Origin of the sequence: Streptomyces sp., from assembly GCF_019510245.1 — a bacterium.
Lineage (GTDB): Bacteria > Actinomycetota > Actinomycetes > Streptomycetales > Streptomycetaceae > Streptomyces.
Genome location: NZ_JAEKKT010000130.1, coordinates 1 through 26,324, shown reverse-complemented (window position 1 = coordinate 26,324; position 26,324 = coordinate 1). Strand labels below are relative to the sequence as shown.

At 72.4% G+C, this 26,324-nt stretch carries 23 protein-coding genes and 2 pseudogenes; 10 read left to right on the top strand and 15 right to left on the bottom strand.

The genetic code is table 11. From position 1 onward, the window contains the following. Positions 1 to 38: 38 nt before the first annotated feature. On the bottom strand, positions 39 to 2,558 hold the full coding sequence (locus tag JF597_RS16860) for a serine hydrolase (protein WP_293995180.1): 2,520 nt from the start codon (positions 2,556 to 2,558) through the stop codon (positions 39 to 41). A gap of 144 nt (positions 2,559 to 2,702) precedes the next feature. Here JF597_RS16860 and JF597_RS16855 point away from each other — a divergent pair, with 144 nt between their 5' ends. The 3 genes from JF597_RS16855 (at position 2,703) to JF597_RS16845 (ending at position 5,030) form a co-directional block, all read left to right on the top strand. Further along, positions 2,703 to 3,461, top strand: coding sequence for a GPP34 family phosphoprotein (locus tag JF597_RS16855; RefSeq protein ID WP_293995177.1), 759 nt, complete (start codon positions 2,703 to 2,705; stop codon positions 3,459 to 3,461). Between the two features lie 295 nt (positions 3,462 to 3,756). Further along, positions 3,757 to 4,614 carry a helix-turn-helix transcriptional regulator gene (locus tag JF597_RS16850; RefSeq protein ID WP_093501737.1) on the top strand — a complete coding sequence of 286 codons (858 nt, stop codon included), beginning with the start codon at positions 3,757 to 3,759 and terminating at the stop codon, positions 4,612 to 4,614. A gap of 224 nt (positions 4,615 to 4,838) precedes the next feature. Beyond that, a complete protein-coding gene (locus JF597_RS16845) occupies positions 4,839 to 5,030 on the top strand; it encodes a DUF397 domain-containing protein (RefSeq protein WP_293995171.1) in 192 nt (63 codons plus the stop codon). 134 nt (positions 5,031 to 5,164) lie between these two features. On the opposite strand, the gene JF597_RS16840 is transcribed toward JF597_RS16845, so the two are convergent. From JF597_RS16840 to JF597_RS16830, 3 genes are all read right to left on the bottom strand, one after another. Further along, positions 5,165 to 6,070: a MerR family transcriptional regulator gene (locus JF597_RS16840; RefSeq protein WP_293995168.1), complete on the bottom strand. Its 906-nt coding sequence runs from the start codon at positions 6,068 to 6,070 to the stop codon at positions 5,165 to 5,167. Between the two features lie 68 nt (positions 6,071 to 6,138). Next, complete coding sequence (locus JF597_RS16835) at positions 6,139 to 6,645, bottom strand: glutathione peroxidase (protein ID WP_293995166.1); 507 nt, start codon at positions 6,643 to 6,645, stop codon at positions 6,139 to 6,141. 9 nt (positions 6,646 to 6,654) lie between these two features. Further along, positions 6,655 to 7,638, bottom strand: coding sequence for a winged helix-turn-helix domain-containing protein (locus JF597_RS16830; RefSeq protein ID WP_293995162.1), 984 nt, complete (start codon positions 7,636 to 7,638; stop codon positions 6,655 to 6,657). Positions 7,639 to 7,745: 107 nt separating this feature from the next. On the opposite strand from JF597_RS16830, the gene JF597_RS16825 reads away from it, so the two are divergent. After that, entirely contained in the window at positions 7,746 to 8,939 is a 1,194-nt protein-coding gene (locus JF597_RS16825) for an MFS transporter (protein WP_293995159.1), read from the top strand. On the opposite strand, the gene JF597_RS16820 is transcribed toward JF597_RS16825, so the two are convergent. The 3 genes from JF597_RS16820 to JF597_RS16810 form a co-directional block, all read right to left on the bottom strand. Then, positions 8,884 to 9,819, bottom strand: coding sequence for a slipin family protein (locus tag JF597_RS16820; RefSeq protein ID WP_293995157.1), 936 nt, complete (start codon positions 9,817 to 9,819; stop codon positions 8,884 to 8,886). The genes JF597_RS16825 and JF597_RS16820 overlap by 56 nt on opposite strands. Positions 9,820 to 10,197: 378 nt before the next feature. Next, complete coding sequence (locus tag JF597_RS16815; protein ID WP_293995154.1) at positions 10,198 to 10,416, bottom strand: hypothetical protein; 219 nt, start codon at positions 10,414 to 10,416, stop codon at positions 10,198 to 10,200. A 58-nt stretch (positions 10,417 to 10,474) separates the two neighbouring features. After that, positions 10,475 to 10,693, bottom strand: a complete 219-nt coding sequence (locus JF597_RS16810) for a hypothetical protein (RefSeq protein WP_293995151.1) — start codon at positions 10,691 to 10,693, stop codon at positions 10,475 to 10,477. Positions 10,694 to 11,004: 311 nt separating this feature from the next. Here JF597_RS16810 and JF597_RS16805 point away from each other — a divergent pair. Next, positions 11,005 to 11,937: pseudogene (locus JF597_RS16805) on the top strand (SDR family NAD(P)-dependent oxidoreductase); the annotation flags it as partial. Between the two features lie 292 nt (positions 11,938 to 12,229). Here JF597_RS16805 and JF597_RS16800 read toward each other — a convergent pair. From JF597_RS16800 to JF597_RS16790, 3 genes are all read right to left on the bottom strand, one after another. Continuing rightward, on the bottom strand, positions 12,230 to 13,450 hold the full coding sequence (locus JF597_RS16800) for a flotillin family protein (protein WP_293995148.1): 1,221 nt from the start codon (positions 13,448 to 13,450) through the stop codon (positions 12,230 to 12,232). A 12-nt stretch (positions 13,451 to 13,462) separates the two neighbouring features. Beyond that, entirely contained in the window at positions 13,463 to 13,711 is a 249-nt protein-coding gene (locus JF597_RS16795) for a hypothetical protein (RefSeq protein WP_293995145.1), read from the bottom strand. Between the two features lie 314 nt (positions 13,712 to 14,025). Further along, positions 14,026 to 15,399 (bottom strand): macro domain-containing protein, encoded by a 1,374-nt coding sequence (locus JF597_RS16790; RefSeq protein ID WP_293995143.1) that lies wholly within the window; start codon positions 15,397 to 15,399, stop codon positions 14,026 to 14,028. 141 nt (positions 15,400 to 15,540) lie between these two features. Between JF597_RS16790 and JF597_RS16785 the strand changes: the two genes are divergently transcribed. Next, positions 15,541 to 16,425, top strand: coding sequence for a macro domain-containing protein (locus JF597_RS16785; RefSeq protein ID WP_293995140.1), 885 nt, complete (start codon positions 15,541 to 15,543; stop codon positions 16,423 to 16,425). 54 nt (positions 16,426 to 16,479) lie between these two features. Here JF597_RS16785 and JF597_RS16780 read toward each other — a convergent pair whose 3' ends face one another. The 4 genes from JF597_RS16780 to JF597_RS16765 all read right to left on the bottom strand — a co-directional run bounded on the left by JF597_RS16780 (position 16,480) and on the right by JF597_RS16765 (position 22,350). Further along, the gene (locus JF597_RS16780) at positions 16,480 to 17,172 is read right to left on the bottom strand and encodes a nucleotide-binding protein (RefSeq protein ID WP_293995137.1); all 693 of its coding nucleotides are present in this window, start codon (positions 17,170 to 17,172) and stop codon (positions 16,480 to 16,482) included. A gap of 17 nt (positions 17,173 to 17,189) precedes the next feature. Further along, the gene (locus tag JF597_RS16775) at positions 17,190 to 18,785 is read right to left on the bottom strand and encodes a hypothetical protein (RefSeq protein WP_293995135.1); all 1,596 of its coding nucleotides are present in this window, start codon (positions 18,783 to 18,785) and stop codon (positions 17,190 to 17,192) included. Positions 18,786 to 18,844: 59 nt separating this feature from the next. Continuing rightward, entirely contained in the window at positions 18,845 to 19,585 is a 741-nt protein-coding gene (locus tag JF597_RS16770) for a hypothetical protein (protein ID WP_293995132.1), read from the bottom strand. 356 nt (positions 19,586 to 19,941) lie between these two features. Further along, entirely contained in the window at positions 19,942 to 22,350 is a 2,409-nt protein-coding gene (locus tag JF597_RS16765) for an MFS transporter (protein ID WP_293995129.1), read from the bottom strand. Between the two features lie 337 nt (positions 22,351 to 22,687). Here JF597_RS16765 and JF597_RS55555 point away from each other — a divergent pair. Next, positions 22,688 to 23,041: pseudogene (locus tag JF597_RS55555) on the top strand (hypothetical protein); the annotation flags it as partial. Positions 23,042 to 23,231: 190 nt separating this feature from the next. Here JF597_RS55555 and JF597_RS16755 read toward each other — a convergent pair. Next, on the bottom strand, positions 23,232 to 23,801 hold the full coding sequence (locus JF597_RS16755; RefSeq protein WP_293995127.1) for a fasciclin domain-containing protein: 570 nt from the start codon (positions 23,799 to 23,801) through the stop codon (positions 23,232 to 23,234). Between the two features lie 490 nt (positions 23,802 to 24,291). Here JF597_RS16755 and JF597_RS16750 point away from each other — a divergent pair, with 490 nt between their 5' ends. The 3 genes from JF597_RS16750 to JF597_RS16740 all read left to right on the top strand — a co-directional run. Further along, positions 24,292 to 25,278, top strand: coding sequence for an ABC transporter substrate-binding protein (locus tag JF597_RS16750; RefSeq protein WP_293995124.1), 987 nt, complete (start codon positions 24,292 to 24,294; stop codon positions 25,276 to 25,278). Beyond that, positions 25,275 to 26,090 carry an ABC transporter permease subunit gene (locus tag JF597_RS16745; protein WP_293995122.1) on the top strand — a complete coding sequence of 272 codons (816 nt, stop codon included), beginning with the start codon at positions 25,275 to 25,277 and terminating at the stop codon, positions 26,088 to 26,090. Before JF597_RS16750 ends, JF597_RS16745 begins: the two co-directional genes overlap by 4 nt. Then, the coding region (locus JF597_RS16740) for a hypothetical protein (protein ID WP_293995119.1) at positions 26,087 to 26,324 on the top strand (238 nt) is incomplete at its 3' end. The genes JF597_RS16745 and JF597_RS16740, both read left to right, overlap by 4 nt.

Below are 26,324 nucleotides of genomic sequence, written 5' to 3'. Positions count from 1 at the left end.
CCATCGGCGGGGTGCGGTGACGGAATGCCGGTTATGGGTCAGCCGAGGCGGGTCAGCCTGCTCGCGAACCCGGGCTCGGCCAGGTCCTTCCCCAGGGCGACCGGGACCTGGACGGCGGAACCGGAGCCGTCACCCACGGTGAGGGTGCCGACCTTGGTCCCGGCCTTCGCGGTGTGCGGCACGTCGTCCGGGGCGAACGACAGCCTCACCTTCAGCCCGGACCAGCCGACGGCCGTCACGTCCTCGGTCGCCACCACCGGGGTACGGCCGCCGAGCCCGTCGTCCACGTATCCGACGACGTCGCCCTTCTTGTAGATCGTCGCCCCCTTCAGCGCGCCCTGGGCGGCCCGGATCAGCGCGTCGCCGGCGTTGAGGGCGGCCTTGAGGATGCTGTTGCCGTTGCTGGCGTTGGCCGGCTGCCGGATCACCGCGCCGATGACCGTGCGGGTCTCGCCGCCGACCGTCTTCGTCGCGGCGAAGACCAGGTTGCCGAGGGCGGAGGTGGTGGTGCCGGTCTTGATGCCGACGACGTCGTCGTGGCCGACCAGCTGGTTCCAGTTGCCGTGGTTGACGCCCTTGTAGTCGTCGTACGACATCATCGCGGCGACCTCGCGGAAGGACGGCTCGCTCGCCATCGCGGCCTTCGCCAGCTTCACCTGGTCCACGGCGGTGGACACGGTGGAGTTCGTGAGCCCGGACGGGTCCGTGTACGTCGTGTTGGTCATGCCGAGCTTCTTCGCGGTGGCGTTCATCTTCGCCACGAACGCCTTCTCGGAGCCGGCGTCCCAACGGGCCAGCAGCCGGGCCACGTTGTTGGCCGAGGCGATCAGGATGGACTCCAGGGCCTCGCGCTGGGTGATCGAGTCGCCTGCCGTCACGTCGACGGTCGACTCCTGGCCGGCGTTCGCCTGGTCCTGGGCCGCCTGGTCGATCTTTATCTTCGGGCCCGCGGCGCCGCTCTTCAGGGGGTGGTCGCGCAGGATGATGTACGCGGTCATCACCTTGGCGACGCTCGCGATCGGCACCGGCTTCTGGTCGCCGGAGGAGCCGAACGTGCCGATGCCCTGGACGTCGAGGGCGGCCTGGCCGTCGGCCGGCCAGGGCATGTCCGTCGTGCCGCCGGCGAAGGTGTACGTGTCCTTCGCGGTGAGGTCGAGGGTGGGCTGGGGGAGCGGACGCAGGGTCTGTACGACCGCAAAGACGATCAGCAGGACGATGACGAGTGGCGTCCAGATCTTGACCCGGCGGAAGAGGGTCCGGACCGGTGTCTCCGGCGGCGGAGGGGTGTTGGTCAGCTCGGCGAGCAGGTCCAGCGGGGGCTTCGGAGGAAGCGGCTGCTGGGTGGTGCGCTCGGGGCCGACCTGGGGGAGGACGGTGGTGCGGGTGGTCGAGGCCGGCTCCGGCCCGGCGTCCGGCTTCGGGCCCTGCTTCATGTCCGACTTGAGCGCGACGAACTTGCTGGTGCGTTCGGCTTCGGACTCGGGCGACCTGGGCTCGGGCCTCGCGCCGCCGCCCAGCTTGAGCATGGCGGTGGGCTGGTCGACCTGCGGGGGGCGGGGGGCCTTGAGCATGGTCGTGGGCTGATCGACGCCGGGCTCGGCGTCGCCGTCGTCCGCTTCCTCGCCCGCACCACCCGTGCGGCCATCGTTGTCAGGCGCGGGTCGCCCCTTCGGCGCCTCCTCGCCGCCGACGCCCTCGGGTCCGGCGCTCGCCTCGGGTTTGGCGTCCTCGGGTTCGGTGGTCGCCTCGGGCTTGTCGGCGGGTTTGGCGTCCTCGGGTTCGGTGGTCGCCTCGGGATGGTCGTCCGGTGCGGCGTCCTCGGGGGACTCGGGGGTCGCCGTGGTTGCCGACTTGCCCTCGGGCTGGGCGTCTTGGGGTTCGTCGGGGGTCGCCGACTTGTCCCCGGGGGCGGCGTCCTCGGGCTCGTCGGCGGGCTCGGGCTCGGTGGTCGCCTCGGGCTTGTCCTCCGGTGCGGCGTCCTCGGGGGACTCGGTGGTTGCCGACGCGGCCTCGGGCTCGGCGTCTTGGGGTTCGGCGGCGGCCGTGGGTGCCGACTCGGCGTGGGGCGTGGCGTCTTCGGGCTCGGCCGGGGTGTCCTCGGTCGTCGCCTCGGGCGCCGTAGCGGTGTTGTCGGCGTTCTCCGGGCGCTCCTGCGCCTCCTGCGCCCGTTCGGCGCCCTCGGGCGGCTCGGGGCCCTCCTCGGCCTCCGTGGGCGCCTCAGGGGCCGCCGCGTCCTCGGCCGGCTCGCCCGTGCGCACCCACGCCGCCACCGCGTCGCGGAGCTTCGAGTCGGTCTCGCCGGTCTCGCCGGTCTCGCCGGTCTCGTCGGTCTTCTTCAGGTCCCGTACCGAGAAGATCCGGGTCGCGGTGTCCACACCGCCGGCGGTCTCCTTCTCGGCGGCCACCGCCAGTCGTGGGTCGCGTGCTTCGGGAACCGTTTCCGCGCTCCCCGACGTCGGTTCTGCCGACGACTCGCGCTGCTTCGACCTGTCGGGGGACTCGCCCGCCACCGATGCCTCCTCCACGCTCCGCACGTTGCCGTGCGCTGTCCGAACCATGTACCAGTGTCCTGTGTGCGGGCTTAGCCCCTGCGGTAGACGAGAACGACATACCTGCCGGTTCCCTCACGAACCGGTCACGCACCCTCGACAGACCAATGTGAGAGGGGTCACCCTGTCATTCATCCACGCGGGGAGGCATGGATGGGCAGGAGCCGCAGAACAATTCCGGAGGAGCTTCTGCTGCTGGCACTGGACCCGGCCACGGGTACCACTGCACAGCCGCAGTCGCTCGACCTCGGTCTGGCCGGAGCACAGCTAGTAGAGCTGGCGCTGGCCGGACGGATAGCCCCAGACGGGGATCGTATCGCCGTGGTGCAGCCACGGCCGACTGGAGATCCGACTTTGGACTGTGCGTTGGAGTTGCTGCGAAGGCGCGGCGCTCCCGTACGGGCTGTTCACTGGATCGGCGGGCCACGTCTCGGCCTTCGCCAGGTCTATCTCGCGCATCTCGAACGGTGCGGCATGGTCGCCGCCGTGGCGGGCCAGATGTGCGGGGTGCTGCCGACCACTCGCTACCAGGCGACGGACAACGCCGTCACCCGGGAGATCCGTGGCCGGCTGGATTCGGCGATCCGCACCGGCGTACCGCCGGACCCGCGGACCGCGGCGCTCGCCGCCCTGGCCCACGCGGTCGGTCTCGGCAAGCACCTGTACCCGGGGAACGAGGGCCGCTCCTCGCGTTCCCGGTTGCGTGACCTGATCCGGCACGACCCGATGGGCGGGCTCGTGGCCCACGCCGTCATGGACGTGCAGAACGGCGCGGCCGCCCAGCCACGCCGCAGCCCGGCCCCGGCGCAGGCCGGACCGGGCGTCAGGTCAGCCGCGTCGGAACCCGCACGCGGTGTTCCGATGCAACCGCGCCGAGGCGCGGGCGCGATGGCGAGGGCAGTGGTGCACTGAGCCGCTGTTCCACGGCAGCAGGAGCCGGCGGCAGCCGGCGCAGCACCCCTGAGACCCGGTTCGGGAGCCGCTGGTCCGAGCGGGGCGGTGAGGCGTACACGGCAGTACGCGCCTCGCCGCCCCGCTCGGCCGTCTTCCGCCCCCGAGTCCGGAGAATCCGGAACGTGCCCGAACTGACGCGTACGCGCCGCATATCCGCTGTTTCCCAGCGGTGGGAAGCACCTTGGTGGCAGTCTGCTGAACAGCAGATACGCAAAGTGGTAGTTACAGGCAGGCAGCCGGAGGTGCACGTCCCGTGGCGTCCAATGTCAATCCCACCGTCAGGCGACGCCGGCTGGGCCAGGAGCTGCGCAGGCTCCGCGAGCTCAAGGGCATGACGGCGGAGGAGGTGGCGGAGCGGCTGCTCGTCTCCCAGTCGAAGATCAGCCGGCTGGAGAACGGGCGCCGGAGCATCAGTCAGCGCGACGTCCGCGACCTGTGCGGGGTGTACGAGGTCGAGGACCAGCGGGTCGTCGAGTCCCTGATGGAGATGGCCAGGGATTCGCGGCAGCAAGGCTGGTGGCACGCGTTCGGGGACATCCCGTACAGCGTCTACATCGGCCTGGAGACCGACGCCGAGTCGCTGCGGGTGTACGAACCCCAGCTGGTCACCGGGCTGTTGCAGACCCGGGCGTACGCCGAGGCCCTGGTGCAGGGCGCGTTGCCGGAGACCTCCGCCGCCGACATCGAGAAGCGGGTCCAGGTCCGGATGCGGCGACAGGAACGTATCACCGCCGAGCACAACCCCCTCCGTCTGTGGGTGGTGCTGGACGAGGCGGCGCTGCGCCGCCTCGTCGGCAGCAGGCTGGTGATGCGCGAGCAGCTGGAGTACCTGATCGAGATGTCCCAGCAGCCGCACATCACCGTCCAGGTACTGCCCTTCGAGTGCGGCGCGCATCCCGGCCTCAACGGTCAGTACGCGATCCTGGAGTTCGCCGACGCGGCCGACTCCAGCGTCGTCTACCTGGAGGGCGTGACCAGCGACCTGTACCTGGAGAAGGCCCACGACGTGCAGAAGTACGCCGTGATGTACGAGCACCTGCGCGCCCAGTCGCTGAACGTCGAGCAGTCCCGGCAGTTCATCGCCGACGCGGCCAAGGAGTACGCCCGCTGAGCCCGCCGGGGCGCCCGCCCGGCGCCCCCCGGACGGAGGGCGCCGGATCTTACACCGGCGTAACGCTCCCACGGAAGTCTCCTCTGGAATATGCCATCCAGACGAGTGAACGGGTACTCCAGGCGAGGAAGTTGGCTAGTAGCGTCATTCACGCCAACCGATCAGCAAGGTTGGCGTGAATCGCACTACAGCAAGCACCACAGCAACTCGCTACAGGAGTGGACATGGCACTGCTTCAGGGCGCCACGGAGACATGGACGAAGTCCTCCTATTCGGCAGGGAACGGGGCGTGCGTCGAGGTCAAGTCGCCGACGACCGCGGGACTCGCCGTACGCGACTCCAAGGTCGAGGAGGGCCCGGTCCTCGCATTCCCGGCTGGCGCGTGGAACACCTTCGTGGCCTCGGTCAAGGCGTAAGGGGGCAATCGCTGACCCACCGCTTCACGCTCCCGACGAAAAACAACTGCACAAGCGTCACACAGAGCCCTCTCGACCAGCCCGCCGTCCTTGCCGAGGGGGCTCGGCTTGTGCCCGCCGCCACCGGGCGGCCCTCACCGCACGGGGAACGCGACGTCGCACACCGGGTCCTCCGGTCCGGCCGCGTCCCAGTCCGCGAAGTAGACCTCCCGGCACGGGCCGTCGTACGCCAGGCCCTCCCGCCCGGCGACCCACCGCTCCACCGCCTCGAAGGCCGCCAGGATCTGCGGATGCGCCACCTGCGCCCTGCTGATCCTCGTGTACGCCAGCGTGCACGCCGGCTCGACGCGCACCGACGTCTCCCAGGGCCGCCCGTGCCGCTCGGCCCAGGCTCGGGCCGCCGCCTCGTCCGCCACCGGGACACAGGCCTCGGCGGGCCCGTCGCTCTCCATGGACACCTCGGCGTGGTAGACGACGAACGGCGCCCCGGTCACGCCCCCGCACTCCCGGGCCGCCGCCTCCAGCCGGCCCAGCGAGGCGCCGATCCAGGCCGGCAGCTCGTCCGCCAGGGTGTGCCGCTTCTCGGTGATCACCACCTGCGCCGGCACCTCGACCGTCTCCACCGCGAACGTCCCGTACATCTCCGTACTCCCTCCGGACAGCCTTCCACGGAGGTATGCGGCGAGCGTCCGCTGCCCGGCGACCCGTCGCTCGACGTCCGCCCAGTACGCGGCGAGCAGCCCGGCGGCCGTCTCCCCGTCCGGGTCGGCGTCCGCCGCCTCGACCACCTCGGCGATCCTCGCCAGCGGCATGTCCAGCTGGCGCAGCAGCGCCACCAGCCGGGCCCGCTCGACCTGGCCGGCGCGGTAGTACCGGTAGCCGGTCACCTCGTCGACGTGCGCCGGGGCCAGCAGCCCGAGCCGGTCGTAGAGGCGCAGGGCCTTCGCCGAGAGCCGGGAGCGCGCCGCGAACGCGCCGATCGTGAGCAGCTCCTCGTCCACGGCGTCCACCACGTCCTCCACGGCCGCATCCTCCGTCACCGGGCGGATCCGTTCCGCCCGGTGACCAGGAGGCTCGTCCCTGCCCCAGGGGCAAGGTCAACCCGGGGTCAGGCGAGGGCGGCCTCCACCGCCGCCACGACCTCGGCCGACTCCGGCTCGGTCGGCGGCGCGAACCGGGCGAGGACCTGTCCGTCCCGGCCGACCAGGAACTTCTCGAAGTTCCAGCGGATGTCCCCGGTGTACCCCTCGGCGTCGGCGAACCCGACCAGACCGTCGTAGAGCGGGTGCCGGCCCTCGCCGTTCACCTCGACCTTCTCGGTCATCGGGAAGGTCACCCCGTACGTCGCCGAGCAGAACTCCGCGATCTCCTCGGCGCTGCCCGGCTCCTGGCCCATGAACTGGTTGCAGGGCACCCCGAGCACGGTGAAGCCCTGCGCCGCGTACCGCTCCTGGAGCTTCTCCAGGCCGTTGTACTGCGGGGTCAGACCGCACTTGGAGGCCACGTTGACAATGAGCACGGCCTTGCCGCCGTAGCCCGGCAGACCGGCCGAGCCGCCCTGCAGCGCACCGATCTCCACGTCGAGCACGGACCCGTTGTTCTCAGTAGTCGTCATAGGCGGATGCTAACTCCGCGAGGTGGCGGTCCGGGTTCCGGCCTCCACGAGCACGTCCCCGGCCGCCGTCCGCGAGTACAGCACCGACCGCCCGGCCCGCCGCCGCTCCACCAGCCCGGCGTCGAGCAGCACCCGCAGATGCCTGCCGACCGAGCCCAGGCCCTGCCCGGTCACCGCCGTGAGGTGGGTCGTGCTCAGGGGCGCGTCGAGCAGCACCAGCACCCCGGCGCGGGCGCCGCCCAGCAGGGCCTCCAGACCGGCCGGGACCGCCCGCTCCGAGGGGTCGGAGAGCGCGCCGGCGCAGGGGTAGACCAGCGCGTACCGGTCCGGTTCCTCCCAGGAGACCCAGCCGGACTTCGGCGTCACCGGGACGAGCAGGAGGTCGGCGCCGGAGATCTCGCGGGGCGGGTACTCGTGCAGGTTGACCTGGAGCCGGTTGGAGCCCAGCCAGCGGGTCCGCCCCGGCCGCACCGAGTCCAGCACCTCCGCCCAGCCGCCTCGGCTGACCTGCGCGGTCCGGGCGACCACGTCCGCCTCCAGGATCCGCCGCCGGCGCTCCCAGGACGGCCGTACGGCCGCCTCCCACACGTACGTCAGCAGGTCGGCCGCGCGGCCGGGCAGGTCGTCGCGGTCCAGGGCGGCGGGGAGGGGGCCGCCGAGGGAGAGCCGCAGGTGCGCGCGGGCGTCGTCGGGGCGCACCGCCCGCACCCGGGCGATGGCGGCCTCGGCGCTCTCCCCGTCCCTGGGCGTGGGGGTGAGGAAGTCGGCGGTCCACACCCGGCCGAGACCGGCGCGGACGAGCAGGGCGGTGACGGGATCGGCGGCGAGCCGCGCCCGGTAGCCGGGCAGTTGCTCCTCCAGCCAGCGCCGCTCACCGGGATGCGCGGCGGTGCCGCCGTGCAGCAACCTGAGGCTCGCGAAGGTCTCGGCGAAGGGGGAGAGCACGAAGCGGCTCCGGGCGAGCGTGTCCGCGTTGAGCTGCCACCAACCCAAGAGACCTCCCCGCTGTCGGAGCCGCTGCTCTCGGAGCCGCCGCCGCAACCTTTCGCGCCTGTGCGAAACAATAACGCCCCCCGTCGGCGCCCCCGAGACTCCCGGCCATGCCCACCAGCTATCGATCCCTCTTCCGCACCCCCGAGTTCACCCCGCTCTTCCTCGGCGCGGCCGCCCAGAACGCGGCGGGTACCGTCGGCGGGCTCGCCCTCGGCACGCTCGTCTACCGGACCACCGGCTCGCCCCTGCTCTCGGCGCTGAGCATGTTCGGTCCCTCGCTGGCGCAGGTGCTGGGCGCGACCTTCCTGCTCTCCGGCGCCGACCGGCTGCCCCCGCGCACCACCCTCGCCGCGATCTCGCTCAGCTTCGCCGTCGCCACCGCGGCCCTCGCGCTGCCCGGTCTCCCGGCCGGTGCGCTGCTCGCCGTGGTCCTCCTGCTGGGTCTCGTCGCCTCGCTCGGCGGCGGGGTGCGCTGGGGGCTGCTGAACGAGATCCTCGACAAGGACCGTTATCTGCCGGGGCGTTCGCTGTTCAACATGATGAGCGGGCTGGTGCAGATCGCCGGTTACGCCACCGGCGGCGTACTGCTGGCCGCGGTGTCCCCGCGCATCTGTCTGCTGCTCGCCGCGGCCCTGTACCTGGCATCCGCCCTGGCCTTCCGCCTCGGCCTGAGCGCCCGCCCGCCCCGGGCCGCCGGCCGCCCCTCCGTCGCCGCGACCTGGCGCACCAACGCCCTGCTGTGGTCGTCCCGCCCGCGCCGGCTGACCTATCTCGGGCTGTGGCTGCCCAACGGGCTGGTCGTCGGCTGCGAGTCGCTGTACGTGTCGTACGCCCCGGAGTCGGCCGGCACCCTGTTCGCCTGCGCGGCCCTCGGCATGCTGGCCGGTGACGTGACCGTCGGCCGGCTGCTGCCGCCCGCCGTCCGCGCCCGCACGGCCACCCCGCTGCTGCTCCTCCTGGCCACGCCCTACCTGGTCTTCTTCCTGCACCCGCCCCTGGTGCTCGCCGCCGCCTGCGCGGGCACGGCCTCCGTCGGCTTCGGCGCGAGCCTGGTGCAGCAGGAGCGGCTGATGAAGCTGACCCCGGACGAACTCGGCGGCCATGCCCTCGGCCTGCACTCGGCCGGCATGCTGACCCTCCAGGGGCTGAGCGCCACGCTGGCGGGCTCGGTCGCGCAACTCACCTCGCCCGCCGTCGCGATGACGCTCATGGCGCTCGCGTCACTGACCGTGACGCTGACGCTGGCTACTGCCGCTCGACGGGAGCGGACGGCTCCGCTGCCGGTTCCCTCGGCGCGGTGAGCTCCCCGGCCGGCCCGAACTTGTCGGCGACGGCCGCGATCTGCTCGATCCCGGCCTTGAGCGCGGCCGACCCGTCCGGCCCGTCCAGCTCGCGCTCGTTCTTCTCGACCTCCTGGTCGAGCCGCTTGGTCGCCCGTTCGAAGTAGCGCAGCAGCTCGACCGGGAAGGGCATCACGAGCGTGGAGTTCTTCTCGGCGGCGACCTCGACGACGGTCTGCAGCAGGCGCAGCTGCATCGCCTCCGGGGTCTCCGACATGATCCGGGAGGCGTTGGCGAGCTGCTGCGCGGCCTGGAACTCACCGTCGGCGGTGATGACCCGGGCCCGCCGCTCCCGCTCCGCCTCGGCCTGCCGGGACATGGACCGCTTCAGCGACTCCGGGAGCTGTACGTCCTTGATCTCGACGCGGTCGATGTGGATGCCCCACTCGGCGGCCGGGCTGTCGATCATCAGGGCGAGCCCCTCGTGCAGCCGCTCCCGGTCGGTCAGCAGGTCGTCCAGGTCGCTCTTGCCGATGATGGAGCGGAGCGAGGACTGGGCGACCTGGCCGACGGCGAAGACGTAGTCCTGCACCTCGATGGCCGCGCGGACCGGGTCGGTGACCCGGAAGTAGACGACGGCGTCCACCTTCACCGACACGTTGTCCTTGGTGATGCCCTCCTGCGTGGGCACCGGCATGGTGACCACCTGCACGTTCACCTTGCGCATCCGGTCGGCGAACGGGATGAGGAAGGTGATCCCCGGCCGCCGGAAGTCCGGCAGCGCCTTGCCCAAGCGGAACACGACCCCACGCTCGACCTGGTTGACCACCCGCATCCCGCTGCGCAGCACGAGCAGGGCCGCCACGACCACCAGTACGACCCCTACGACGGCGCCGTCCATGGGCACACACTCCATTCTCGACGTGATCCGGACAGGAATCCGGACAAGGATGAGGACACTTCGGAGCCGTCCCGGGATGCGGGTGCCGGCGTCAGGAGTGCGTAAAGAAAACCGGCCCCCGCGGCCCGCGGACTTCGCGACCGGGTCGCCGTCCGGCGCGGGCACACCTCACCCGCATGGGCTATGATCAATTCAGAGCTGGTCGGCCCGATCCGGTCCGTCCGCCGTTGCGTTGGTGGTCCAAGGAAAGACGCCCCGCTTCCTGCGGGGAAATGCAGGTGCAAGGCCTGCCCGGCGCTCCATCCCGAGGCCCGTCCACACACTGGACGGGCCTCGTGCGTTGCCCGGCACCCGAGCGACCACGGCCACCCGGGGCCGTCACGTCTCCGGCCCCCACCACTCCGGCCCGCCGCCCCGCCAGTCGATCCACGGCACCCGCGCCACCTCCGCCGGGTCGATCTCCAGCCCGGCCCGGCGGAGGAACTCGGCGACGTCGGTCACGTTGTGCGCCAGCCCCAGGATCTCGCCGTCCACGCGCACGCGCCGGCCACCCGTCGGCGACGGCGGATGCACGATCACCCGTATCGGTCCGGACATGCCTTCAGGATCATCCGGGACGTACGGTCCCGCACTCCAGCCCGCCATCCGAGCCCCCTCAGCTTCCGGCCCGGTCCGACCACCCCAGGTCCCGCAACTCCCGCCACGCGGCGGGGCTCGGCCGCCGTTGCCCCCAGTAGGGATGGAAGAACACCTCCGCCGACAGCCGGTACAGCCGCCGCCGCAACTCGGTACGCCCGGGCCGCGCGGCGAGCTGCCGGTAGGTGGCGCTCCATTCCTGCTGCGCCCGGGCCAGGTCCACGGGAAACGATCGCATGCCCGAATTCAAGCACGTGTTCGATTTTCGAGTCCATCGGGAGCTTCGGCGCCCCCGAAGGGGCACTGGGGGACCCCCGCCCGAAGGCTGGGGGAGGAACTGCGCGACTAGCCACCACGGCGCCGCGGTCGACTGACGGCAGACGCCACATCGCGGGACTTCCAGCAGCGCGCCGAGCCCGGGCCCGCCTCCGTGTCGGCGGGCTGTCGGTGATCCGTAGGCGATGTGTCGGACGCCACTGGAACCGTTGGTGCCGGGCCGCCCTGCCGGGCGGCCGCAGCCGCCCTCGAACGCAAGGGAGCCCCTCCGCCATGTCGTCCACGCCCTCCACCCCGCCCTGGGACGTCCGACGGCTCCCGCGTGCCGACGGCAGCGTCTTCCTGGTCACCGGCGGCAACGCCGGCATCGGGTACTTCGTCGCGGAGCAGTTGTCCGCGACCGGGGCCACCGTCGTCCTGGGCAGCCGGAACCCCGCGAAGGCCGAAGCCGCCACGGCCTCGATCCGCTCACGCGTCCACGGCGCCCGGGTGCGGGCCGTAGGGCTGGACCTCGCCGACCTCCCGTCGCTCCGGACGGCGGTGGAGTCACTGGACGTGGACCACCTCGACGCGGTGGTCCACAACGCCGGCGTCGCGCTCGACGCCCCGCCCCGCCGGGAGACCGGGGACGGTCACGAGCTCATGTTCGGGACGAACCACCTCGGGCACTTCGCGCTGACCCACTGGCTGCTGCCCCTGCTGTCGGCCGCACCGGCGGCCCGTGTCGTGACCATGGGCAGCTTCGCGGCCAAGTCCGAGCGGCTCGACCTCGACGACCTGCAGTCCCGGGAGGACTACCGGCCCAAGCGCACCTACGGACGCTCCAAGCTGGCGCAGATGTACTTCGGCCTCGAACTGGACCGGCGGCTGCGCGCGGCCGGCAGCCCGGTGGCGAGCGTGGTGGTCCATCCCGGGGGCGCGCTGGACTCGCTGACCCCGTCACGGCCGCCGGTCCACGTGCGGACCGCCGGTGCACGGCTTCGCGGTGCACCGGCCGCCCTTCTCGTCCAGGGCAAGCACGCCGGCGCCCGGCCCGCGGTCCGGGCCGTGCTCGACCCCGCCGTGCGCGGGGGGCAGTTGTGGGGACCGCGGGTCTTCGGCCTGCGGGGCAGCCCCCGGAACGAACCGCTGTGGAACCACCTCACCGACACCTGCGCGGCGGCCCGACTGTGGGACGCCAGCCGCAACCTGACCGGCGTCGACCCCAGCCCAGGGCAGCGCCCCCGAAGGGGCGCTGGGGGTACCCCCGGCCGGAGGCTGGGGGAGGAACTGCGCGACCGGCCACGACGGCGCCGCAGCCGGCTGACGGCCTGCCGCGGCGCTTCCAGAAGCGGCGTCGATCCCGGCACCGGGCTGGGGCGTTGCCCCCGAAGGGGCGCTGGGGGTACCCCCGGCCGGAGGCTGGGGGAGGAACTGCGCGACCGGCCACGATGGCGCCGCAGCCGGCTGACGGCCTGCCGCGGCGCCTACAGAAGTCCCGGCGCTTCCAGCGGAGCGCTCAGTCGACGTCCACCGGACCGTCGTCCGACTTCCGCCCCTTCCCGGTGGGCAGCTGGAGCAGGCTGCTGCCGTTGCCCTCGCTCTCCCCGGAGCGGCGGCCCTCAGGACGCTGTCCGTCGGGGCGCCGGCCGTCGGAGTCCTGGCCACCCAGGTTCTGCCGGACCGAGTCGAGGATCGTCAGGCCCTGGGAGACCAGGCCGGCCGCGATCTCGCCGAGGCCGTCCGCGCCGTTGAGGACGTTGACGTTGGCACCGGCGAGGCCGCCGGCGGCCTCCTTGACGATCTGCGGGAGCTGGTCGATCAGCATCCGGTCCAGCGCGACCCGGTCGTACGACGCGGCCGCCTCCGCCTGGATCTTCATCCGCTGCGCCTCGGCGGCCGCCAGGATCCTGACCCGCTCGGCCTCGGCCTCGGCGGGCCTGACGACCTCGGCCACCAGCTGCTCCTGCCGCAGCTTGGCCTGGCGCTGGGCCAGCTCCGTCTGGGCGGCGAGCACCTCCTGCTGGGCGTGGGCCTGCGCCAGCGGCCCGGCCTGGCCGGCCTGCGCCTGGGCGCGGTCCACCTCGGCCGAGTACTCGGCCTTGACGATGGCGGTCTGCCGGGCGTACTCGGCCTGCTTGCGGGCCGCCGCCTGCTCCGCCTCGACGGCGGCCTGGGTGGCCTGGGCCTGCGCGATCTGCGCCTGTCGCTGGATGGCGGCCTTGTGCGGCGCGGACATCGCGTCGATGTAACCGGTGTCGCCGTCGTCGATGGACTGGATCTGCAGCGAGTCGACGATCAGGCCGATCTTCGCCATCTCCGTCTTCGAGGTGTCCAGCACCTCCGCGGCGAGCTTCTGCCGCTCGGTGACGATCTCCTCGACCGTCATGGAGCCGATGATGGCCCGCAGGTGACCGGCGAAGATCCGGCCGGTCAGCACCGACATCTGCTCCTGGTCGGAGAGGAACCGCTGGCCCGCGTTGATGATGCTCTCGTGGTCGTTGCCGACCTTGAAGGCGATGACCGCGCGGACGTGCAGCGAGATGCCCTGTCTGGTCACACAGGTCTCGGTGACCTCCGACTCGCACATGGACAGGGTGAGGAAACGGACCTTCCGTAGGACCGGCAGCACGAACTTGCCGTGCCCCGTCACCACTCGGAACGGCGCGCCCCCCAGTCCCCGCCTGCCCCCCGAGATCAACATCGCCTCGTCGGGAGCGGGTACGCGGTATCCGAACATTCCTGTCTCTCCTCAGCCGGCCTCGGCGATGTCGCCGAGCGCGTCCAATGGATCCACCCACTCGATGACGCCGACCTCCCGGCATCCCCGTGATTCGATCACGAGCACCGTCGCGCCGACCGGCAGGGGCTCCTCCGACCAGGCGAGGAAGGTCTCCGAACCGCCCCTGACCCGTACCAGGACCTCGCCGGGCCCGGTGGCACCGCGCGTTCCGATGAGCACCTTCCCCGTGCAGCCGATCACGGCCTCGTCCTGCGGCATCACCGGCCGTCCTCCTCCTCCTGGCCTCATGATTGACGATAGACCCGATCGGTGCGGGACCCAACGGTCGGGAGGGCCCGTCCTGTCCGGCCGTCCGGTCGCCGTCCGCCCGTGCGGCACCGGAACCGGATCGGAAGCGGTTCGAGGGTGCCGGCGGAAGCGGCCGGGGTGGTCTCGTGGACTGCGGTGAGGCCGGGCGAAGCGGCGCGAGGCGCGGACGGCGGACGGTGCCGCGAAGGGGGAACGGTCAGATGCGGAGCAGCCCGCCGGCCCGGGGGACACGTCCGGGCCGCCGCCCGGTCTCACCTTCGCCGTCAGTCGGCCGCGCGCAGGCCGAGCACCAGGTCCTCGAAGCGCTGCTCCACCGGGGTCAGGTCGGTCCGGGCCAGCTCCTGGGGCAGGATGACGATCCGGAGTTCGGGGGTCAGGGCGGGATAGCGGCGGCAGGCCTCGATGAACGAGTCCACGATCAGGGCGGCCAGCTGGCCCCGGTCCAGGTCGGTGACCCGGGCCAGGCCGGAGCCGATGAGCGGGACGGCGACCGGCTTGAACAGGCCGTTGACCGCCACCGAGGCCCACAGGCTCTCCAGGCTGAGCCGCAGGTCGGCGTGGTTGGACCTGGCCACCAGGTCGTTGCCGAGCCGCGAGTAGGCCGTGGCGAACACCCGGCGGCCCTCGACGGGCACCACCACGGTGGTGCCCACCGGGTAACGGACCCGGCGGCCCAGCGGCTTGGCCCGCACGGTCTCGGTGGCCACGGCCTTCACCGCCCGCAGCCCCGCCCGCAGCCGGTCGTCGAGCGGGCGCCGCTTCCCGGCGAAGAGCCGGTCGACGAGCTGGCTCTGCAGGCTCTCCCGGCTGATCACGAGATCCTCGGCGGTCTCCGTGTCGAAGGTGTCGGAGAACCCGATCACCAGGTTGCAGTCCGCCTGGTCGAACAGGTCGCCGCGCACCAGCACCACATCGGCCCGCTGGCCGGGCAACGGCACCCGGTGGCGCAGCAGTTCGGCCCCGTGCCGGGCGCGCAGCTCCGCGCGCAGGGCGTCCAGGACCCGCGCGGCCTCGGCGTCGTCGGGATGCTCGTGGGTGATCAGTTCGGCGACGGGCAGGGCGAGTTCGGGCCGTCCCAGGTCGGTCTGCACGCGCACCAGTTCCCGGCGGGCCGCGTCCTGGAGGGCGGTCAGGCGGCGGACGAAGGGCACCGCGAACCCCTCTCCGTTGACCTCGGCCAGCGGCCGGCCGCGCACCAGGGACAGCGCCTCGGAGAGCCGGTGCGCGGCGGTGGCCGGGGGCGCCAGCAGGGCGTCGTTCACGATCGCGGTGAACCGTGCGCTGTCCAGTTCCTCGGGCCGCAGCACCAGGCGGTAGGCGGTCTCCGGGCCCTGCACGGTGACCTGCTGTTCGGTGCGCAGGACCTGTGTGCCCGCGCTGTCCTGGCCGGGTGCGCCGGTTGTGCCGGGGGCGAGCGCCCGGCGCAGCTCCAGGACCCGTTTCTGGACCTCGTTGCGGTTGCGCTGGTCCAGGTGGCGCGGCTCGTCCGCGAGCCCCCACACGTCGCGGCGGAGCTGCCGTACCGGCACCGCCTCACCGCCGGCCGCCACCAGGCGGACCAGCAGCCGTACGGTCAGCGGCGTCAGCCGGACCGGAGCCCCGTCGACCTCGAGCTGGACCGGGCCCAGTACCTTCACCCGGATATGTGCTCTCGCACCGGCCATCCGCGTCGCCCCCCGGCGGTTCAGCGTCACTCTGCGTCAGCCTCAGTGACTGAAAGATTATCATGATGCCTTGGGGAATCCATGAGTTCGGGTGATTCGGGCCGACTGGCCCCGATGGACCCGATACGGCCCCGGAACGCCTTCCTGCGTGGTACAAGGCGCGCCCGGCAGGTCTTCGTGCGCGACACCATGGTGGCGTTCGGCGGGCTGTCCGCCGTGTCCCAGGTCGTGGGCCCGTTCGTGCCGCACAGCGCTTCCGGCGCGGTCGTCGGACTGTCGGTGGGCGCCTGTCTGGGCTGGGGGCTGCTGCGGTCCCGTCCCGCGGCCCGGGTACGGCAGGTGTTCCGGCGGCCCGACATGACGGTGGTCGTCGAGACCGGTGACCTGTTCGACCAGCCGGCCCACCTGGTCGTCGGCTTCTGCGACACCTTCGACACCCTGTCGGCCGGCGGCCGGGTCATCAACGGCGACAGCGTGCAGGCACAGCTCCTCGACCGCCGGTACGGCGGCGACGTCGCCCGCCTGGACGCGGAGCTGGGCGCGGCGCTCGCCCCGGCCGAGCCGGTCGCGCGGGAGGAGCGGGCGGACAAGCCGCTCGGCAAGCTCGACCGCTACCCGGTCGGCACGGTGGCGGTGCTCGGCGCCCGGCCGCGGCTGGTGTTCGGCGTGGCCTACAGCCGGATCGGCAACGACTACGTGGCCTCCTCCGGCGTGGAGGACCTGTGGCGGGGCCTGGCCGGACTGTGGGACGCGCTGCGCGCGCACGCCCAACTGGAGCGGGTGGCCATGCCGTTGACCGGATCCGGGCTGGCCCGCCTCGGCCACCTCGACCGGGACAGCCTGCTGAGGCTGATCCTGATGTCCTTCGTGGCCCGCTCCCGGGAGGCCCCGATCTGCCGTGAACTGCGCGTCGTCGTACGGCCCGAGGAGCTGGAGGGCATCGACATGCGCGAGCTGGCCGCGTTCCTGGCCGCCCTGGCGTCGGGCCCGCAGGGGTAGTGCACAAGGAGGAGGGGGCGGGGGCCCGCGGCCCCCGCCCCCTCCTGCGGCTGGTCAGGCCAGCCGGCGGTAGGCCGCCAGGTTCTCGAAGTACGACGTGTCACGCCAGTCCGGCCGGGTGTCGTCCAGGTCGCACTCGGCCCCCTTGAGCCGTTCGACGATCTTCGAGACGGCGGTCTCGGAGCCGTCGAAGCGGATCACGTTGCGGCCCCCGAGATCCGCGGCGGGCCGCACCTGGCCGACCTCCACGATGATCGTCCGCTCCGGGTAGGCCATCAGCGCCATGCCGAGCTCGATCAGCACGTTCTGGCGGGGCTGGCCGGTCAACTGGGTCTCGTAGGGGGGCTCGTTGTCGCCCAGCAGATGCGGATGGAGCTTGGCGACGTCGTCCGGGGTGAGCAGCACGAGCGCCGCCTGCGCCTGCGACAGCGCCTTCTCGATGACCTCGCCGAGGAACGGCGCGGTCCCCCCGGTGTTCCGTACCAGCCGCTCCCACTCCAGCGGGCGCAGGTCGAGCCGGCGCAGCAGCCCGAACATCGCCGTGCGGACCTCCTCGTCGCGGCCGTGCACGACGAAGACGCTGCGGCTGCGGCCGTAGTCCGCGCGCGCCTGGGCGGCGCGCGCCGCCTCCTCCTCGGCCGACCGCTCGTCCTGCGGCGGGGTGTTGTAGACGTTGTACCCGAAGCCGCTGTTCCGGCCGCCGACGATGTTCTGGCTCTTCTCGCCGAAGGTGTGGCCCTGGCTCATGGTCACTTACCTGCCTTTCAGGCCGAACCGCCCGTCGGCGGCTGGTAGTTGTACCCGAAGTTGCTGTTCTCGCCGCCGAAGATGTTCTGGCTGTTGTCGCCCAGCAGGATGTTGGTCTGCGCCCGGTCGTGCTCGGCGAGGTCCACGTCGTGCTCGTCGAGGAACGCGCGGATGTTCTTGAGCAGCCGGCGCTCGACGACCTGCATGTACTTCACCGCGTCGGCCTGCTGGAAGAAGTGGTGGTACGTCTCGCTGGTGGCCAGCTCCCGGACGCTCGCGAACGCACCGCAGTTGACCCAGCGGTTGACGTAACGGCCCAACCGGAACTCGCTGGTGTCCTCCACCCGGTCCGACAGCAGCAGCTCGGCCGCGGCCCGCCTGGCCCTCCTGGCCCGCCAGGGCCGGGTCCAGCGGACCGCCCACCCCGGCAGGAACCGCTCCGGGACCAGCAGGAGCGGCCACATCCACAGCGTCACCCACCAGCGCACCAGGGACGTGAACAAGTCCCACGCCACGCGCACCGCCAGCCGCCCGTCGACGGCGGCGGGCAACTGGTCCACCAGGTGGAAGTCACCCACGAGCGGCCCGAGCACGTAGGTGTAGAACTCGGTGTGCAGCGTGTTGCCCTTGATGTCGAACCCGACGAAGATCGAGGTCACCAGCTCCTCGTTCCACGACCCGACCCGCACGCACAGGTACTCGCGGGCCGCGTCGTAGTCCTCCCGCCAGTGGATGCCGGGCAGGTCGTCCAGGCCGGGCAGCTGGGACCAGCCCGCGCCCTGGGTGCGGTCGTTGGTGCGGATCGCGGTGGTGAAGCGGCGCTGCTCGACGGTCAGCCCGTCGATCCGCTCCTCGGGGCGGGTCTCGTCGCGCAGGTCGGCGGCCAGCCGCGCGGCGACCTGGCTGGTGATCTCGTGCACGGTGAACGGAACGACCTGCCTGCGCTCGACGGTGTCGAGGTCGGGCGGGGTGCCGTCCGCGCTCTTGCGCGCCATGATCCGGGTCTTCGGGGCGCCGAGCAGCAACTGCGCGTTGGACCAGTCGCGCAGCGGCAGGCCCGCGCCGACGAAGGGCCGGTAGCCGCCGTAGAAGACCAGTCCGCTGCGGCTCGCCTGCTCGTGGTCGATCTTGCGGGCGAGGGCGTCGGTCAGCTTGGCGTGCGCCGGGCTGGCGCCGTCGAAGCCGCCGTCCGGGCCGCTCTCCCGTACCCGGGTCATCAGGATGTGCAGGGTGGCGATCCGGCGCAGATAGGCCGCCGCCCACGGCACCCAGCACAGCAGGACGACACCTATGAACGGGTTGAGCACCCCGTTGCTGAGCAGCAGGAGGACCGCGAAGTCCACGCCGGCCGCGACCGCCCACTGGATGCGGCGCAGCCGGCGCGCGGCGAGGGCGTGGGCGAGGACCGAGACGGCGTCGTAGCCGTAGGAGGGCGCGACGACCCGGAACCTTCTGCGCAGCAGTTCCCGGATGACGGCCCGCCGGTAGCCGGTGTGCAGGTAGGTGCCGGCGGACAGCAGCCGGGTGGCCCGGGTGCGCGCGTACGCACGGTGCTCCGGCGGCTCCTGCGGTGCCGGGCCGGGAGGACTGGGGTCGAGTATCTGTGTGGCCATGGTGGTTCAGCGCTCCGCTCGTGCGGGCGCACCCCTCCGGGCACGCCCCGAAGTGGGTGTCAGCCGGTCTGGGTGGCCGTGCCGCTGGTGATCACGCCGTCCTGGACGGTGTAGGTGGCGTCGTACGACTTCGTCGTGCCGTCGGTCTGGAGGGCCTCGATGGTCACCTCCACCTCGTCGCCCGCCACGGCCACGACGGCGACGGTGTCCTGCTCGGTGGTGGCATAACCGGAGACGAAGCTGTCGTAGCTGGAGTCGAGGTTCTTGCCGCCGAGGGACCAGGCGGTCCGGTAGTCGTGGGAGCTGATCGCCGCGAAGTAGGCGGTGACGACGTCGCCGGGGCCACCGCTCGCGGTCGCGGCCGGGGTGGCGGCGGTGGCGGTGTCCGTCGGGTCGCCGTAGTAGCCGTCGCTCGCGGTCGCCTCGGGAGTGGCGGAGTCGCCGTACGGCCATGCGGACGCCGTCGTCGGGTCGGCATAGGCCGGCTGGTCGTCCGTACCGGCCGTACCGGCGCTGCCCGAGCCGGAGGTGTCCGAGCCTGTGGTGCCCGAGCCGAAGAAGCCGGCGTCGGAGCCGGAGCCGGAAGCCCCGGACGAGGACCCGGACGACCCTCCGGCCAGGCCGCCGATCAGGGCCAGGAGCAGGGCGAGCAGCAGGGGCGTGGCGATGACCACGAGCCCCCAGGTGCGGGCGGGGCCGCCCGGCGGTATCAGCCCCGGGGCCTGGTAGGAGGGCGGCGCGCGATGGGCGGAGAGCGGGTCGGGACGCCCGGCGGGCGGCGTCGGCTCTGCATCGGTCATGGGGTTCTCCAGCGGTGACGGCAGTGCACCGCGCCCGCCCCGGCCGTCCGGAGCGGACGGTGAACAGCGGGGCAGAGCAAGGCGGTTGACGCCTACGAGGTGACCAGCGCCACCGCTTCCGTGGCCAGAACCGAGCTGCTTCCGATCCGCTTCCGGCCCGCTCCGCAGCCCTTCGGGGCGCCCGTCCCCGCCGTCCGCGTCCCAGACACGCCACGGCGTCCCGCCAGGGCCGCCGGAACAGCACCGGGATCCGGCCACCGCCGCGCGCGGCACCGCCCGGCAACGTGGAAGAGCCGGGCGCCGCGGGTGCCGTACCCGTGCCGCCCGGCTCTTCCGGGGAGGTTCGCCGCCGGGTGTCAGCCCAGCGGTCCGGTCTGCCGGGTGCCCTCCTGCCCGGTCTCCTCGTGGGTGAGGTAGAGGTCGAAGCCGTCCCGTCCCGCGCCGTCCAGCCGGAGCGGGGCGGCCACCGGCGGGTAGCCGGAGGCGACCACCGTGTACTCGGTGCCGGGCAGGTCGGGGAAGGCGTACTCGCCGTCCTCGCCGGTGGTGCGGGCGGCGACCACGTTGCCGGCCGAGTCCAGCAGGGCCACCCGGGCGTCGGTCAGGGGCGAGCCGTTCCGGCCGCGGACGGTGCCGCGGACCGCGGCGGCCGGAGCGAGGAGGATGTCCTGGGCGGCCCCGGTGTCCCCGACGGTCACCGCGACGGCGGTGGGCCGGTGGCCCTCGGCGCTCACGGTCAGGACGTACTCGCCGGCGACCAGCTCGCCGAGACGGTAGCCGCCGTCGGCACCGGTGACCGTGGAGTCGGCCACCTCGCCGAAGACGTCGGTGGCGACCACCAGGGCTCCGGCCACCGGGAGGCCGCCGGAGCGGACGCTGCCGGTCAGACCGGTGGTGCCGGCCAGCACCAGGTTGTACTCGACCGGGGAGCCGCCCACCGTGAGGGTGGCCACCTGCGGCTGGCGCCCGGCGGCGGAGCCGACCAGGACGTACGGGCCCGGGGCCGGGACGGCCACCGCGTAGTGGCCGGCGGCGTCGGCGACGGCGTGGCCGAGCTGCCGGCCCGTCGGGTCGATCAGCGTGACCACGGCGCCCGGTGCAGGCACACCGCCGCCGGCCGCCAGGACCCGGCCGCTCACCAGCAGGCCGTCCGGGTCCGGCCGGTCCATGCCGGTCGCGGTCCGCGGCTGGACCAGGGGCACGGCCTCGGTCCCGGTCGCGCCGTGCTCCTCGAAGGCGGCGCGGGGGGCGCTGTCCACGGTCTGCGCCTGGGCCGTCGGGCTGCCCTTGCGGTAGAGCACCGCCGCGAGGACGGCCGCCACGACGAAGAAGCCGGCCGCCCACCAGTAGGCGGTGGCGTAGCTGTGCAGCGCGGCGTTGGCCTTCACCAGCGAGGTCACCGGCTGGTGGTCCCTGACGTAGTCGGTGGCCGAGGTCGCCGCCAGGGTGGAGAACAGCGCGGTGCCGATGGAACCGCCGACCTGCTGCATGGTGTTGGTGGTCGCCGAGGCGACGCCCTGGTCCTGCGGGGCTACACCGAGGGTGGCCAGGCTCATCGCGGGCGGCATCACCATGCCGATACCGGCGCCCATGATCAGCAGCGGCCCCAGCACGTCGGAGGTGTAGGCCGAGTGCAGGTCGAGCCGGGTGAGCCAGACCATGCCGGCGGCCGCGAGGAGCGCGCCGACCGGGACGATCGGCTTGGCGCCTATCCGGGGCACCGCGACGATGGTGGCCAGCTGCGCGAAGACCATCAGCGCCCCGATCATCGGCAGGAAGGCCAGACCGGTCTTGACCGGCGAGTAGTGCAGCGTCTCCTGGAGGTAGTAGGTCAGGAACAGGAAGATCCCGAACATGCCCGCGCCTGTGACGAACACCGAGAGGTAGGCGGCCGCACGGTTGCGGTCGGCCAGTACCCGCAGCGGCAGCAGCGGATGGCCGGTCCGGGTCTCCCAGAACGTGAAGAGAGCCAGCAGCACGCCACCGGCGGCCAGGAACGCCCAGACCATCCAGTTGCCCCACGGGTGGGTCTCGGCGTTGGCGAAGCCGTACACCAGCGAGAACATGCCGCCCGCGGCGAGGACCGTGCCCAGCGTGTCCAGCCGGGGACGCTGGGCCTTCGCGGGCCGGCGGACGAAGACCACCGTGCCGATCACCGCGACGACCGCGATCGGCAGGTTGACGTAGAGGGTGTACCGCCAGTTCAGGTGTTCGGTCAGCAGACCGCCCAGCAGCAGGCCGATGGCACCGCCGCTGCCCGCGATCGCACCGTAGACGCCGAACGCCTTGGCGCGTTCCTTGGCATCGGTGAAGGTCGTGGTCAGCAGGGACAGCGCGGCGGGCGCGAGCAGCGCGCCGAACACGCCCTGGACCGCCCGGCCGACGATCAGCATCGTCAGGTTCTGCGAGGCGCCGGCCATCGCGGAGGCGCCGGCGAACCCGATCAGGCCGATCAGCAAGGTGGTCTTGCGGCCGAAGAAGTCCGCGAGTCTGCCGCCGAGCAGCAGCAGGGAGCCGAACGCCAGCGAGTAGGCGGTGACCACCCACTGCCGACCGTCGTTGGAGAAGCCCAGGTCGTGCTGGGCGGACGGCAGGGCGATGTTCACGATCGTCGAGTCGAGCACCACCATCAGCTGGGCGAGGCCGATCACGGCCAGCACCATCCACCGGTGCGGTGCCTGGTGCCTGGCGCCGTGGGCCGACGAGGACTGGGCCGGTGCGACGCCGGCGTGCGCGTCGACGGAGCCGACGGAAGCGGATGACATGAGGGGGCTCTCTCCGCGGGCCGTCGGCCCACTAACTGATCGAAACCGTTTCGTACACTTGGAGGCTAGGCATTCCGCGAGCGAAATGCAAAGCATTTGGCCGACGTCACATTCGGCGCTGATCAGCACGGTGACGGCGCCCGGTCACCCCTTTGCTAGTGCTTTGCTCTTCCCTTGCTACTCCAGGAGCGAAGGTGCGAAGGAGTGAAAGGGCGAAGGAGTGAAGGGGCGAAGGAGTGAAGGGGCGGCTTTGGCGGTCTCTCTCGACGCCCCTGCGGCGCCGCCGTCGTCATCGTGGCCGGCATGCGCTCCTGGACCCTGCTGAGCCGCCTCGGCCATCCGCCGCCCCTCCAGGCGGGCAAGGGCTACAGCTTCTCGGTCGACCTGGACCCGGCGCCTCGGCACACGCTCTACTTCGGCGAGCGCCGGGCCGTCGCCTCGCCGATCGGCACCACCACACGCATCGGCGGCACGACGGAGCTCAGCGGCAACAACAACCGCCTCGACTGGCGTCGCGTCGTCGCCCGTCGCCCTCGCCAGCCGGCACTACCTGGGCCGCTGGTCCGAAGACCCCGACGACCCCGACGGCCTGGTCGGCCTGATCCGCGACCCCTGGGTCGGCGGGCGGCCCTTCCTCCCCGACGGCCTCCCGGTCATCGACCGCGTCCCGGGCCACGACAACGCCTACGCGGCTACCGGCCACGGCATGCTCGGCATCACCCTGGGACCGGTCACCGGCCCCCACCTCACCCGCTACGTCCTCACCGGCCGCCGCCCGGAGGCCCCGATCCCCTTCCGCTTCGACCGGCTCCGTCGCTGAACTCCGCGCCAGAGGAGAGCGGTCGGGCCGTACACGGTGTACGGCCCGTACCGCCTGTACGTCAGGACGGCGGCTGGAGAACCTGGTCGATGACGTAGATGGTGGCGTTCGCGGCCTGGATGTTGCCGCAGATGATGGAGGCCTTGCCGTTGACCTTGAAGTCGGTGCCCGATCCCGACGTGGTCAGTTTGCCGCCCTCCAGCGTCTTGAAGGAGCCGTGGGAGAGCTCGTCCGGGGTGATGCGCTGGTCCACGACGTGGTAGGTCAGCACCTTCTTCAACTGCCCCTGGTCGGCGAGGAACGAGGCGAACTGCGCGACGGTCACCGCCTGGAAGGCCTGGTCGTTCGGGGCGAAGACGGTGATGTCGGGTTTCTGGTCGAGGCTGCCGTTCAGATGCGCCCTGACCGCGGCGGAGACCAGATGGCTGAGTTGCGGATACGCGGCCGCGGCCTCCACGACCTTGTCCTTGGCCGTGCCGACCTTCTGGGCGAGCCCCGCGCAGCCGTTGCCGAACGTGCCGGAGGGGCTGGGAGACGCGTCCTGTGCGTGGCTCTGCGAAGCCGTACCTGCCAGCGCCGACGCGACGACGACCAGGGCCGCCGCCGCGGCCTTTGCTGTGCGCGTGCGCATGCGAGTGAACCTCATCGCAACCTTCCTCCCGTGGAGGCGTGAACACTGCAGAGGTCTGGACTGCGGAATTCTTCGTTTCCGGGGGCGGGACGGGGCGGCTGCTGCGCCATGGCCTCGGGGCATCGGCACCCGGCCACTCAGCGAGCGTAGCCAGCAGCAGCCGATGCCCGCATCTCGAAAGCACGGCCGCGGCGACGCGCCGTCGCCGGGTGGCGGCCGGAGCCGCCGTGTGCTGGGAACGAGGCGTATTCCCTGGTCAGTACTGTGCGGTTGGGCGCTCGGCTCGTCCCGTGGAGCCCTCCGCGACAACCGTGCCCGACGGCGCCCCGCCGACGACCGCCGTGTCCGCGGCCACGCCCCCACACCCCCGCTGCACGCCCCCTCTCCCGGCGTGCACGGCTCTCCGGTGCCCGGTTCGGGTTTCTCGAAAGTCCCCGAAACCCGCCCCGAATCTGTAGCGATCATGACAATTTCGGGTAGGCATGCCCACATGCCTTCACGTCGATTACGTCGATTACGTCGAGCACGTTCGCGAACCCGGCGCCTCGCCGCGCTCGCCGCCGCCGCGGCGCTGATCCTGGTGGGCTGCGACAGCGGCGGCACACCGCACTCGTCCGACGGCCGGCAGCGGCTGACCGTGGCGGCACTGCCGCTCACCGACTCCGCCGCCCTCTACCTGGCCCGGGACCGCGGGCTGTTCGCCAAGGAGGGCCTGGACGTGCGCGTCCAGACCGTCCAGCAGAGCATCCAGGCGCTGCCCGCGCTGCTCAAGGGCCAGGTGGACGTCATCGCCAGCGCGAACTACGTCACCTATTTCCAGGCGTACGAGAAGGGCACCCTGGACCTGCGCATCCTCGCCGAGGGCGTGCGCATCTCCCCGCACATGATGGACGTCCTCGTGCCGAAGGACTCCGCCCTGAAGTCGCCCGCGGACCTCGCCGGCAAGAAGATCGCCGTCGCCGTCCTGAACAACATCCAGTCCCTGACCCTGAACGCGATCCTCGACGCCCGGCACGCCGGCCGGCCCGTCTACCGGCAGATCCTGTTCCCGCAGATGGGCCCCGCCCTGCAGCGGGGCCAGGTGGACGCCGTGCACGCGGTGGAGCCCTTCGACACGGCCATCCAGGGCGAACTGGGCGCGAGGGTGCTGCTCGACGGCGGTTCCGGGCCGGCGAACGGCCTGCCCGCCAGCGGGTACATCACCACGGCCGCCTTCGTGAAGAAGAACCCGAAGGCGGCGGCGGGCTTCCGGCGCGCCGTCGAGGCGGCGTCCCGGCTGGCCGCCCGGGACCCGGCGGCGGTGCGCACCGAACTGCCCGAGTACACCAAGGTGACCGCGGACCAGGCCGGGTCGATCCACCTCCCGGCCTACCCGCCGACCGCCGACCCGGCCGCCCTGCGCCGGCTCGTCCGGCTCATGCGCGCCCAGGGACTGCTGGCGAAGGACATCGACCCGGCACCCCTGCTGGTCAAATGACCAGGCGTGAAGTGAGCAGGCGCCAGGAGTTCCTGCTGGGCCTGCTCGGCGCGGCGGCCGCCTTCGGGATCTGTGAGGCGCTGTCCCGCGCCGGGATCGTCCGGCGCACCTATCTGCCGCCCGCTTCCGAAGTCCTCGTCCGCGCCGCGCGGTTGGCGGGCGACCCGGCCTTTCTCGACGGGGTCGGAGTGACCCTGCGGGCGTGGGCGCTGGGGCTCGGCCTCGCCTGCGCGCTCGCGGTGCCGCTGGGACTCCTGCTGGGCACGGTGCCGGTCGTGGAGGCCGCCGCCCGGGCCGTGATCGAGTTCCTGCGGCCCCTGCCGTCCGTCGCGCTGATCCCGCTGGTGTCCCTGCTGCTCGGCGCGGGCACGGAGACGGAGGTGACGCTGATCACGTACGCCTCGCTGTGGCCGGTGCTGTTCAACACCGTCTACGGCCTCGGCGAGACCGACCCGCTGGCCCGGGACACCCTGCGCGCCTTCGGGTTCGGCCGGCTCGCGGTGCTGCTGCGGGTGGACCTCCCGGCGACCGCCCCCTTCATCGCCGCCGGCGTGCGCATCTCGGCCGCGGTCGCCCTGATCCTCGCCGTCGCGTCGGAGATCCTCGCCGGCTTCGGCCAGGGCCTCGGCATCTTCATCGCCCAGGCCCAGACCGGGACCGACGGCACGCGGGACGTGCTGGCCGGGGTGGTGTGGGCGGGCGTCATCGGGCTGGTGGTCAACGGTGTACTCGTCGGCACGGAGCGCCGCTTGTTCGCCTGGGCCAGGGACCCCCACCCACAGGCGGGCAAGTCGCAGCGGAGCCGCCCATGACGCAGCAGGAGCCGCAGCAGGAGCAGGAGCAGGAGCCGCAGCTGAAGCCGCAGCCGGAGCCGCAGCTGGAGCCACCGCCGGAACGGGAGCAGAAGCCGCAGCCGAAGGAGGAGCCGCAGCCGAAGGAGGAGCCGCAGCCGAAGCCGCAGCCCCAGCTGCAGCCCCAGCCCCAGTCGCAGCCGGAGCCGCAGCCGAAGGAGGAGCCGCAGCCCCAGTCGCAGCCGGAGCCGCAGC